This window comes from Ignavibacteriales bacterium (assembly GCA_016709155.1).
Classification (GTDB): domain Bacteria; phylum Bacteroidota; class Ignavibacteria; order Ignavibacteriales; family Ignavibacteriaceae; genus JADJEI01.
The window spans coordinates 208080-220529 of record JADJEI010000013.1 but is presented as its reverse complement, the minus strand read 5'-3'; the positions used below and the strand labels follow the sequence as shown (position 1 = coordinate 220529).

Here is a 12450-nt window from a genome sequence, read left to right as displayed (position 1 = left end):
TTTCTTCCAGCAATAATGCTATAATTCTTACCCTAAAATAAACTCCGTTTCATTTTTTAGTAACCCATTATTCAGGTATGTTCATTTCAACAATTAAAAAAAAGGATATTCAGTTGAAAAAGAAAATTTTATTTCTCTTTGCTCTTTGCGTGCTTTTTGTTTCAGGATCGCTTACTACAGTTTTTGCTCAAAGTGAACCTGTTCTTTACTTCTGTGAAAGATATGATTCGAATGATGGCGAGGTTGGAGTTAGCGATAGATTCACAACAGGTTATTTGACCGTAATGGTGAAATCAGATAATGCGCTCAACCTTACGGATGTTCATATTCAGTTTGACAAATTCAATGAAAGAAATAAGGACTTTGAATTTTATAAAAAGTTTGATTATACAATCGAACGTGATATGAGCTACGTCTTCTTTGAGAAAAATTCCGACAGCGATATGAAGTTTACCGAACCGGGATTATATCGCGTGTTCCTGTTAGACAACAAGGATAGAACGGTAGCAAGCGCTTTGATTGAAATTATTTCTAAGTAATTATTTTTAATATTTAACTGTCACACTCAGTGGTTATTCCCTCTAAGTGTGACAATTAGATTATGTCAGTCTTCGACAAGTTCAGTCTGGCAGCAAATTTATATTTTATTTCCCCGGTCCAACCATTTTCTCCGGTCTTACCACTTCATCAAACTTTTCTGGTGTCAACAAGCCAAGATCCATAGCTGCTTGTTTAAGGGTGGTGTTTTCCTTATGAGCTTTCTTTGCAACTTTAGCTGAGTTGTCATAACCTATATGAGGATTGAGTGCAGTTACCAGCATCAACGAGTTGTCTAAATGCTTTTTGATATTCGTTTTGTTCGCTTCAATTCCAACGACACAATTATCTGTAAAGCTTCCGCAGGCATCAGAGATTAATCTTATTGAATTAAGCACATTGAAAATGATAACAGGTTTAAAAACATTCAACTCGAAATTACCCATCGCACCGCCGAAGTTAACTGCAACATCATTTCCAAATACCTGTGCACATACCATCGTCATTGCTTCGCTTTGGGTGGGGTTTACTTTTCCCGGCATGATAGAACTACCCGGTTCATTTTCAGGTAGATTAAGTTCGCCTAAGCCGCAGCGTGGACCACTGCCAAGCCAGCGAACATCATTTGCAATTTTCATTAAGGAGGCGGCAAGCGTTTTTAACACACCGCTGAATTCAACAAGTGCATCGTGCGTTGCGAGTGCTTCATATTTATTAGGTGCAGTAACGAATTTCTTTCCTGTCAGCTTTGCGATGTGCCCGGCAGATTTAACAGCAAACTCGGGGTGGGTGTTTAATCCTGTGCCAACGGCTGTACCGCCGAGAGCTAACTCATATAATCTTGGAAGTGCGGCATTTATTCTATCCAAACCGTTATTAAGCATTTGAACATATCCGCTGAATTCCTGTCCGAGTGTTAATGGAACTGCATCCATCAAATGCGTTCTTCCGATTTTAATTATGTCTTTAAATTCTTTTTCTTTGACGGCAAGAGCATCGCGAAGTTTTGTAACCATTGGAATTAATCTGCGATGGACTTCCTCAACGGCGGCAATGTGCATTGCAGTGGGGAAAGTATCGTTCGAGGATTGCGCTTTGTTTACATCATCATTTGGATGGATGGGTTTTTTACTTCCCATTTCACCGCCGGCAATTTCAATTGCACGATTTGAGATAACTTCATTTGCATTCATATTTGTCTGCGTACCGCTCCCAGTTTGCCAAACGACCAATGGAAAATGTTCATCAAGTTTTCCCTCAATAACTTCGTCGGCAGCTTTGACAATTAGATCAGCTTTATCTGCAGGCAGTGTGCCGAGTTCTTTATTAGTTAGTGCGGCAGCCTTTTTTAATATTCCAAGTGCACGGATTAACTCGCGTGGAAATCTCTCTCCCCTATTTTAAAGTTCATTAACGAGCGGGCGGTTTGAGCGCCGTAATATTTATCTGATGGAACTTCGATTTCACCCATTGTGTCTTTTTCAATTCGGTGTGTCATATCACTTCTCCTTGTTTTCCTTTAAAAATAATTTATAGTCTATCTAAATTATGTTTGACTATTTCTTAAAAGTAAAATTATGGAAATATTTTCAGATAGTAAGTTAGTGAGGTCAACTTTTGAGCCGGGAAAAGTGTTTAATCGTTGGTTGAATAACAAAAAAAACCCATCAATAATTTGACGGGCATTTAAATTATTCACATGACTCCTATTGAATCACCTACTCAACAGGCATAACCGTTCGATAATTAATATTTTGTTCACGGATAAACACTTCGTCGAGCTTAAAGTTTTGAATCAGTTTTTGCAAATTATTGGTAAGATCATTTAAATTTTCAACTGCATGAGCTATTTGACTAACTCCGACAGCACTTTGTTGCGTAACATTTGTTATAAGTTCGATGCTCTGCGAAATTTGCTCAGAGGTTCGTGACTGCTGTTCACTTGCCGCAGCGACTTGTGAAACAATATCAGCGACATTTTCAGCTCCTGTAATTATTTGCTTCAATGAACTGCCCGCTTTTTCTGCAAGTTGCTTACCATGTATCACTTCCTCAGTCCCAAGCTTCATTGATTCCACAGCGTCAGCAGTATCAGTCTGAATGCGTTTAATCATTCCAGCGATTTCCTTTGTTGCTTTTGTTGTTCGCTCTGCAAGCTTTCGGACTTCGTCCGCCACAACTGCAAACCCCCTGCCTTGTTCGCCGGCGCGAGCTGCTTCTATAGCTGCGTTTAAAGCAAGTAGATTAGTTTGATCTGCAATGTCGTCAATCACTTTTATTATTTCGCCAATTTCATTACTGCTTTTACCAAGTTCAATAACGGTTGCTGAACTTTTACTAACAACTTCCACTATTCTGCCCATGCGTGCGATTGATTCTTCGACCACCTTTCCGCCATCTCTTGCAGTAGTTCCAGCATTCCTGCTCACCTCAGCCGCTTCAGTAGTGTTACGTGTTGTTTCAAAAATTGTTTTTGACATTTCTTCAACCGCAATTGCAACTTCGCCAGCTTGTGCGCTTTGTTCTTGTGCGCCTGCAGCCATTTCTTCTGTACTGGAGTTTATTTCATCCGCAGAATTTACAGCTGCACTTACAACTTTTGAAACTTCTTTTAATGTTTTGCTAAGTGATTCAGAAGCATGATTAATTGAATTTTTTATTCTTTGATGATCTCCCTGATAATTTTTCGTTATTTCAACGGTTAAATCACCTGCGGCTATTTTTTCCAGTGCCCTTACTGCCTCATTGATAGGGTCATAAACAGCATCAAGAGTACCATTCATTCCTTCAATTATTTTTTTATATCCGCCTTGTAAAGTTTCCGTACTTCCACGGGCACTGCTGTTGCCTTTGATTGATTCGTCTGTGAGTTGATTTATTTCGAGAACAAGTTTTTGAAGGTTATCAAGCATTTTCTCAAAGCTTTCAGAAAGCAGATCATTTTCGGAAAGAGAATGCAGTTTTACCTCGAGATCACCCGCTGCAATTTTTTCAGCAGCCGAAATCTTTTCAAGCTGTGATTCGCGAAGTTTATTCAGCATGTTTGTCATTTGACCAAATTCATCATTGTTTTTACATTCCATTGTACCGGTAAAATTTCCGAGTGAATATTCGTGAAGTAATTCTTTGAATTTACTAACAGGTTTTGTCATTGTGGGTATAATTTTAAAAAAGGAAATTAAAAAGACGAGTGTACCAATTATCATCCCGGCAATCATCCCAATTAAAGCCCGTGACATTGTCATCTGGGCTTGCTCTTCATATTCACTTTTTAGTTTTTCTATATTTGAAGTTACCTCGTTTAGTTGATCATTAAATTTCTTACTCAGTTCTTCTCCAGAGGAAGTGGCAATATAAGAAGCCATCTCAAAGTCTTTCATTGCGGCTGCACTTAACGTTCCGTCCACAACCAATCCAAAATATTCATTTAAAATGCCATCAAGATCTTTAGAATTATTTTCAAATATTTCTCTCATAGTCGAATCTCTAAGAATATTCATAACTTCCAAAATTTTTTGTTTATCCTTTTCGACCCTTTTGAAATTGGTATTGAACTGATCCTCAAATCCAGTGATTGAAAATTTCAATAAGTTCAATTGTAAATCCTGGAATTCAGTTTTTAATTGAGATAAATGATCGCGGGATACAATAATTTTTGTGTTTAAAGCTTCGTTTATTGAAGTAATAGTGTAAAAATTAATAAGGTTATTTACAACCATCAATGTTGCTATTACGGCGACTGCGAAAAGGGTAGTCTGAATTTTAGCTCTAAAAGTTATATCACGAAATTTTTTCATCTTTAACTCATTTCAATTTGAAAACCACAGATATCGTTGTTTTTACTTTTACGGGTTTACCTTCGTGCATTCCCGGTTTGAACTTGGACGCAAAAAGAACTCTAATCACTTCTTCATCGCAGCCGCCTCCTAAACTTTTAATGATTTTGACTTCATCTACATTGCCTTTTTCATTGACATAAGCCATTGCGAATACCTTTCCTTCGAGCCCGGTTTGCTTAGCGATAGTAGGATAATTAATTTTTTTTATCAATACACTCATTCCTCCTTGCAGTTCGGGCATCACTGAAGCAAAGGCTAAATATCCATTATCATCGGAAGACTTTGATTGAGAAAATGCCATTGCACCTAAAAGCAGAAACAGCACTAAAGTGTAGAACAATGCAAAAGTAAATTTTAATTTCATTACAAAACCTTAAGAATAATTATTTATTTCTTATAGAGATATTCGAACAAAAATTGGTTTTGTTGAGAACGAAATAATATGATTAGTTTCCCTTATTGACTAAAATGTAAATCAAATCCAATTAATATTCTAAGTGACTGATGTACAGGTTAAGTAAATAAAAAAGAAGAATTACGGTTAATGAATCAGCTTGTGCAGCAGCCCCGATATATTTACTCTTTACTTTGGCGGGATTTATTATCTTAGAGTTACCAAAATATTCGCTGGACAATTATGAAATTATTATTTACGTTTAACCCAAGCGATTTATTAACTATGTGGAGTTAGTATGAAACGATTGGTTATAATTCTCACAAGTGTATATGCCTTAAATATACTCGCTCAGTGGTCAAGTGACCCAAGTGTAAATAATCCGATATGCACCATTATTAATGATCAGTACTATCCTCAAATGATTAGCGATGGTAAGGGGGGTGCTATAATCATCTGGATTGATGAGCGAAGCGGGATTCTTTATAATTTTGATATTTATGCACAAAGAATAGATTCAAATGGAACAATTCGCTGGCCGCTTGAGGGTGTGGTTGTGTGTGAAAGGACTGCCGCGGGATATGTACGTCCGCGAATAACTAGTGATATGAATGGCGGTTGTATTATTGTCTGGCAGGATCTCAGGAATGGTGAAGATTATGACCTTTATGCACAAAGGATTGATTCAACCGGCACTGTGCAATGGATAACAAATGGGGTAGCGATTTGTGTAGAGGATAATAATCAGAAACATCAGACAATAACAAGTGATAATAAAGGCGGGGCTATAGTCACCTGGGAAGATTCTCGCATATTGACGAATAGTGATATTTATGTACAGCATATAAATTCAGAGGGGATGATTCAGTGGGCATTAAATGGTATTTTGGTTTGTAATTACGAGCATTCTCAAGGTTCGCCTAAAGTTGTGAGTGATATAAACGGAGGGGTAATAATAGTATGGGAAGATAGTCGCAGTGAATCTTTTTCTGATATTTATGCACAAAGTATCAATTCAAATGGCTTAGTTAAATGGAATGCGAATGGAGTACCTATTTGTACATCTACACAGACTCAAAAAAATACTCAAATTATCTCTAATAACAGTGGCAGTGCAATTATAACGTGGGAAGATTTTCGAAACGGGATTCAAGAAATATTTACTCAAAAAATTGATTCTAGTGGCGTTGTTCAATGGAAAATAAATGGAGAATCTGTTTGCAGATATCCAGCTCGAGGCTATTCACCTGCAATTGTAGGCTATAATCACGGTGGCGCTATCATTTGCTGGAATGATTATCGAAATGGTTTAAATTCCGATATCTATGCGCAAGAAATTAATGCAGATGGAGTTGTAGAGTGGACAACGAATGGAATACCAATTTGTACTACTCCATTCGAACAAAGTGATCCCCAACTTGTTGAAGATGAAAGCGGAGGCGCTATTATTACTTGGGGTGATGGTGGAGATCAAGGAAGTATTTATGCACAAAGAGTAAATCAGGATGGTGTAATTCAATGGAAATTGGATGGTGTTCCGATCTGTACAGCAACTGGTGATCAAGCATTTGCCCAAATAGTAAGTGACGGTAAAGCCGGCGCTATAATAACTTGGCAGGATCATCGCTTTGGTAATTGGGATATTTATGCTTCAAAAATAGATTGTGCTGGAAATTTAGGTAATCCTACGTTGTTAGAAAATGAAATTAGTATACAAAAGAATTACCTGTTAGCCCAAAACTACCCCAACCCTTTCAATCCATCAACAAAAATTAATTATCAGATTGGCAATGAGTCAATAGTTCAATTGAAGGTGTATGATGTTTTAGGTAATGAAGTTGCAAGGTTGGTGGATGAATATAAAGTCTCAGGAAGTTATGAGATTGAATTTAATGCTTCGCAATTATCATCGGGGATTTATTTCTATAAACTTCGAGCAGGTGGTTTTGTGGAAACAAAGAAAATGATTTTGCTTAGATAAATTTGTTCAAAAAAATTTACTTCTAAATGCCTAATATAATAGGGAACGGACTCCCGTCCGTTCCGTTGTGGGTCGCACTGATTAATCGTTCAAAAAAACATTTCAGCTTTGTATCACCTCTTACCGGATCGGTCAGGAGACCGATCCCTACATTTGAAAAAAGGAGACTGCTCTCTACATCTCAAACACATCCCCCCGCCTGGGGAAATGAACTCCCCGGTAGCCTTTGCTTTTTATTTTTGCTTGCAGTACTTCTGCTTCTTCCGGATCGCCGTGCACAAGAAATATATTTTTGAGTTTCTGCTGCGGGCAAAAATCTAAATAATCCAAAAGTCCACGTTGATCTGCGTGACCACTGAAGTAATCCATCTTTTTTATTTTGCTTTTTACTTTGTATGGCTCGCCAAAGACATTTACTTCTTCTGCCCCATCCATAATTTTTTGTGCGAGTGTATTTTGTGCGGCATAACCCACAAACAAAATCAGGTTGTTCGGATTACCGATATTATTTTTCAGATGATGAAGTATCCTTCCGCCTTCCGCCATTCCCGAAGCGGAGATAATAATACAGCTCCCTTTAAAGTCGTTCAGTTCTTTAGATTGCTGCACATCGCGGATATAAGTAAGCCTGCCGAATCCAAAGGGATCTTCGTGGTTCTGAAGGAACACTCTGTAAGTTTCGCGGTCGTAACATTCGGGATGCATTCTGTAAATATTAGTTACATCAACAGCAAGGGGGCTGTCAACAAAAATCGGCAGCACAGGAATTCTATTCTCATTAAATAGTTTGTGCAAAACATAAACGAGCAGTTGGGTTCTTCCAACAGCAAAAGCAGGAATGATAATCTTCCCCTTCCTTTCTACCACTTCCATAATAGTTGAGATAAGAACCTCTTCCACTTCATCTGCTACTGAGTGAAGTCTTCCGCCGTAAGTGCTTTCCATAATCAATGCATCAAGCTCGCGCGGGAAATTGGGGTCGTGAATGATCGGCATTTCGGAGCGACCGATATCGCCGCTGAAACCGAGGCGGGTGCTTTTGCCTTTTTCATTTATATCAAGAATAATTCCCGATGAGCCGAGTATATGTCCGGCATCGGTGAAAGTCGCGCGAACTCCGGGCACAACCTCAACGGCGCGATCATACTGCACACCGATGAATTGCTGCATTGCTTTTTCGACATCTTCCTGTTCATACAGCGGTTCGAAGAGATTTTTATTTTGTTTTTTACGGCGCTTGTTCACAAACTCAACATCTCTTGCCTGCAGATGCGCTGAGTCGCGAAGCATCGCCTGACAAAGATCAACAGTAGCCGCAGTAGTATAAATGGAGCCTTCAAAACCGCTTTTAGTAAGGTTGGGGATGTTGCCGCTGTGATCAATGTGTGCGTGCGATAAAAGCATCACATCAATATCAGAGGGATTAAAAAGAAAAGTGCGGTTTGTTTCGAATGCATCTTTTCGCTTGCCTTGAAACAAGCCGCAATCAAGTAAAATTTTTTTACCATTGATGGATAATAAATGCTGAGAACCTGTTACTGTTTGAGCCGCCCCGATAAATTGAATTTTCAAATCTGCACCTTTAATGTGAATGAGTGTTCTGCAAAAATAAGAATGATAGTTGATAAAAAATCAAACTGATATTTGATTTAACTCAAATATTATCTGACTTTTTGTAAGTGATTCATTTGCTTTATTAATCATAAATTTAGCAATAGTTTCTGCCTCAACAGGTTTGTATTTTTTTAAGGGGGGTATTATCATTGAGAGGATATTCATTGCGGCGATGCTATATTTTTCAGCGGTACGTTTTTCATTTCTTTCACCTGCAAGAATTGAAGGTCTGAATATTAAAATATTTTTAAAGCCAAGAGAAGAAACCTTTCTATCTAGTTCACCTTTCATTTTCAAATAAAAATTTCCCGAATTTTCATTTGCCCCCGCTGACGAAACTAATAAATATTTTTCGACCCCATTTTGAAATGCTGCGAGTGCAGATTCATATTGATAAGAAAAATCAATTTTGTACTGAACAGCTTTACTTCCGGCTTTTTTAATTGTCGTTCCCATAGCAGAATAAAGTTCATCGCCGGTAATTTCATTTTTCCAATCGTGAAGTTTTTCAAAATCGACAATATGTTCACTTAGTTTGGGGCTCGTAATTCCAAGCGATTTTCTTGTAAAAATTTTTACAGAAGAATATCTCTCGTCAACTAACAAATTCTGTAAAAGAAATTTGCCTACTAAACCCGTGGCACCAATAACGATAGCGGTTTTCAAATTTTTACTCAAGAATAATTACAATATTCCAACTGTAAACACAAATGCTCTATCATTAAATTTGTTGAAAGTCATTATGTATTCAAAATTAATAAGTATCTCGAAGGAGTAAGTACGGAATGCTCTGATGCCGGTATTAATGGAGAACTCAAAACCATCGGCTTTGTCGCTGTAAAAATCGTGCGAAACCCAATGAAAGCCAAGCGCACCTCCGAGGTAGGGGCAAAAGTCAGTTTTGGTAAATAGATACTGCCCATAAATATTCATTGCAAATCCGCTTCTGATTCCAAGCATTAAACCAAGTGCAGCTTCATCAAGTTCAAAGCCGTAGCGTAAATCAAATACAAGTGAATTATCAATTTCATCGTAGCCATTTGATGGATAAAGATACCCGAATGAAACGCCAAAATTTTTATTTGAGCCGCGTCGTAATGAATTTTTTGTCTCCGTTTCAGTAACCTGTCCAACTTCGACATCTTGATTAATAGATTTTTTTTCGTTAATACTTTTGGCAATTCTTTTCATAACAACTTCAAGATCTTCAACATTAGCCGCAGTTATCTGATCAATAATAATATCTTCGGAAGTCAACACATCAATTAAAAAATATTGCACAATTATTTTATCACCGAGTGCAGATAGGTTACCGGTTAAAACTTGTTCAGCGCCTAATTCATTTCCAATTTTTACTGCACAATCATTGTCTGAAAAAATGCAATCATTATTTAAGAGCACTTCAGAAGTAAGCTTTTGCTGAATTAAGTTGAATGAATCGAGCCTGCTGATTTCAAGTCGAAGCATTGCGTCAGCAGTCTGCACAAAAACAGAATCTACTCCGTTATAAGTGAATGGCAAAACCGCAATTTTTTTTACCTGCGTTTGCTGAGCAAGCGATACTATTGTAAATAAAAGTGGAAGGACTACAATGGCGATTATTCTTTTAATTGTATTCATACAGACCCCTTTGAAAATATTTTATTCATAGATAAATAAAGAAATTTCTTCAGACAAAAATAGCAACAAAGACAGTTTATTCAATTCTCATTATCGGGTATAAATTTAGCTGCTCATCCCAGTAGGGCGAACGTTGATAAAAGAAATTTAATCTTTCGTAAGAATTGCTGCGGAAGGATTCATCGGATTTTAATTTCTCTTCAAATTCTTTTCGAAGGTCTTTATTATTGTTTAACATTTCTTCGGCAATTTTTTCCATCACATAATTTTCAAAATATTCTTTTTGTTCGAAGATAGCATTTATAAGTCCCCATTGAACAAATGAGTCGCCGCTTTTTGGTTCGAGCAATTGAGCAATGATTCTAACTGTTCGCTGATCGGTTGGAACGATAAATGATCCTGCCGCAATTTTTACTTCTTCTGTAAATGTGTCGAAGTCAAGACTGACATGCTGTCTTCCTTCGTAGGGGAACGGATCAAACTTCACATTTTTAAATTTATAACGTGTTACTTGATATTGTTTCTCTTCCGAAATCTGGCTAACTGAAATTCCGTGCAATTTCATTTTATCAACAAGTGATGAATACTCCTGTGGAATAATATATGCATTAGGAATTGAAACTGAGTCGGTTGGTTTGACATTATTAAAAAGTTTTACATAAAAATCCTGAGGTTCAGAAGTGTAAACGATTTTATCCCCACCCGAAATAGCTGATGAATCGTGATAGAATTTATATCCTTTAAAATTTGTAAAAGAAAAATCATCATTAGTTTTAAAATTGAGGGGAAGATATTTTTTATCAATAGTGAAGTCTTTTATAGAATTTTCATCGGCATTTTTATTTAATTGAAGAAGCTCGGTAGAATTATTATTTACAATCTGCAGCACTGCTTCAAGCACAGCCTTTGTCGAATATACTCTATCTTTATAAGGTTTAAGCATGTGTGTTTCGATCAAAAGACAAATGCGATTTTGCTGTGCAAAATATCCGGTAGAAAATCTTGGAGAAGACGCCCAATCCACAATTCCAGATTCAACACCTTGCGCCCAATCTTTGAAGCCGACATATTGAAACATAGGGAAGCCTTTTGATTCGACATAACTGATCATCTCAGGAATCAACTTTTTTTTGTTCCACTCAGCCAGCCCGTGATAAATGTTACCGTAAATCTCTAAGCCGTACGTTACTTGATATTGATAATCAGCACCGTCAGTTGTATGAGTATCAACAATAAAATCCGGCTGCCATGCTGAAACTAATTTTAACATTGCCTGCATTTCGGGCGCATCTGCTTTCATCCAATCACGGTTGAGATTTAAGTTTTGAGCAGTAGTTCTCCATCCCATATCAATTGGACCATTTTGATTTATCCTGTTGTACTCGCTAAATCTTTCGTGTCCATCAACACTAAAAATAGGAATAACAAACAGGTTTACATTATCTAAATATTTTTCCGATTCTTTTGTTACGAGAATATCGCGAAGCAAAAGCATTGAAGCATCTTTGCCTTCAATTTCACCGGAGTGAATACCACACATAATCAGTACCAGCGGTTTGCCGGATTGTTTTGATAACTCGAGTGAGAATGATTTATCCTTCGAAACGACAAGACAATTTATATCCCTTCCGTGTGGTGATTTACCAATCGGAAAAAGAGTTGCATATTCCGACGCTGCATCAAGTGCTTTGAAGTACTGCATGGTTTCGTCATAGCGTTCAGTTTCAAGGTAGTTTGAAGTTTCAAATTTAGTAAGCCAATCGGGAGAGAATTTATCCTGCGCGAACAATGAAGCAGAACAAACAAAAAATGCCGTTAGACAATTGCTGATCATTTTTTTCATTTAAGAATTTCCATTTTGTTTTCGATGATTAAGAGTGATATAAAAATAATATTTAAATAATAAACGAAATAATAATTGAATTTTTATCTCACATAACTTTTATTATGTTTAGCCATATAAAAATCAAAAAGGTAGAAATGAACATCAACTTATTGGATAAAAGTAATTACCTAAAAGGCTTGTTTATCACAGCAAGAAAAGACAAGCAATTAACCGAAACAGAAAAAAGTATTCTTAAAAAACTTTGTCAAAAGCTTGGTTTTGCAAATGATTTTTATGAAGAGACAATCAGCGGACTGCTTGCTAATAAATATATTCCCGATGATCCAATTAAGTTTAACGACAGCGAAGTTGCTAAATCATTTCTTGGTGATGCTTTGAAATTAATCTATTCTGACGGCTGTATTTCTGATGTTGAGATTAATTGGTTAAAAGAAACTGCTGAAGTAAATAATATTGATATTAGCTGGTTTGAAGAGCAGCATAAAAAAATAAAAGAAATTCCTGCTCAAAAAATTGCTTCAGAGTTTTCTCTTTATTCTATAATCTGATTTTTGAAGTTTTCACTTCAAATTTCATTTGCAATTTTTTTTCAAAGCCAATTCGATTTATTGTATTTAAA

General features: G+C 36.8%; 9 protein-coding genes and 1 pseudogene. 3 read left to right on the top strand and 7 right to left on the bottom strand.

Annotation, left to right across the window (positions count from 1 at the left end; all coding sequences use genetic code 11):
- Positions 1–113: 113 nt before the first annotated feature.
- A complete protein-coding gene (locus tag IPH11_14105; GenBank protein MBK6914718.1) occupies positions 114–539 on the top strand; it encodes a hypothetical protein in 426 nt (141 codons plus the stop codon).
- Between the two features lie 105 nt (positions 540–644).
- Here the strand turns inward: IPH11_14105 and fumC are convergent.
- The 3 genes and pseudogenes from fumC to IPH11_14090 form a co-directional block, all read right to left on the bottom strand.
- Positions 645–2035: pseudogene (fumC, locus tag IPH11_14100) on the bottom strand (class II fumarate hydratase).
- 220 nt (positions 2036–2255) lie between these two features.
- Positions 2256–4334, bottom strand: a complete 2079-nt coding sequence (locus IPH11_14095; protein MBK6914717.1) for a hypothetical protein — start codon at positions 4332–4334, stop codon at positions 2256–2258.
- Positions 4335–4341: 7 nt separating this feature from the next.
- Complete coding sequence (locus tag IPH11_14090) at positions 4342–4740, bottom strand: energy transducer TonB (protein ID MBK6914716.1); 399 nt, start codon at positions 4738–4740, stop codon at positions 4342–4344.
- An 889-nt stretch (positions 4741–5629) separates the two neighbouring features.
- Here IPH11_14090 and IPH11_14085 point away from each other — a divergent pair.
- Positions 5630–6751 carry a T9SS type A sorting domain-containing protein gene (locus IPH11_14085; protein MBK6914715.1) on the top strand — a complete coding sequence of 374 codons (1122 nt, stop codon included), beginning with the start codon at positions 5630–5632 and terminating at the stop codon, positions 6749–6751.
- A 174-nt stretch (positions 6752–6925) separates the two neighbouring features.
- Here IPH11_14085 and IPH11_14080 read toward each other — a convergent pair whose 3' ends face one another.
- From IPH11_14080 to IPH11_14065, 4 genes are all read right to left on the bottom strand, one after another.
- Positions 6926–8323: an MBL fold metallo-hydrolase gene (locus IPH11_14080; GenBank protein ID MBK6914714.1), complete on the bottom strand. Its 1398-nt coding sequence runs from the start codon at positions 8321–8323 to the stop codon at positions 6926–6928.
- Between the two features lie 60 nt (positions 8324–8383).
- Positions 8384–9031 carry an NADH-quinone oxidoreductase subunit F gene (locus IPH11_14075; GenBank protein ID MBK6914713.1) on the bottom strand — a complete coding sequence of 216 codons (648 nt, stop codon included), beginning with the start codon at positions 9029–9031 and terminating at the stop codon, positions 8384–8386.
- Positions 9032–9049: 18 nt separating this feature from the next.
- Positions 9050–9985, bottom strand: a complete 936-nt coding sequence (locus tag IPH11_14070; protein ID MBK6914712.1) for a hypothetical protein — start codon at positions 9983–9985, stop codon at positions 9050–9052.
- Between the two features lie 76 nt (positions 9986–10061).
- Complete coding sequence (locus tag IPH11_14065) at positions 10062–11828, bottom strand: M14 family metallopeptidase (GenBank protein ID MBK6914711.1); 1767 nt, start codon at positions 11826–11828, stop codon at positions 10062–10064.
- A 137-nt stretch (positions 11829–11965) separates the two neighbouring features.
- On the opposite strand from IPH11_14065, the gene IPH11_14060 reads away from it, so the two are divergent.
- Positions 11966–12379 carry a hypothetical protein gene (locus tag IPH11_14060; GenBank protein ID MBK6914710.1) on the top strand — a complete coding sequence of 138 codons (414 nt, stop codon included), beginning with the start codon at positions 11966–11968 and terminating at the stop codon, positions 12377–12379.
- The last annotated feature ends 71 nt before the right edge of the window (positions 12380–12450 follow it).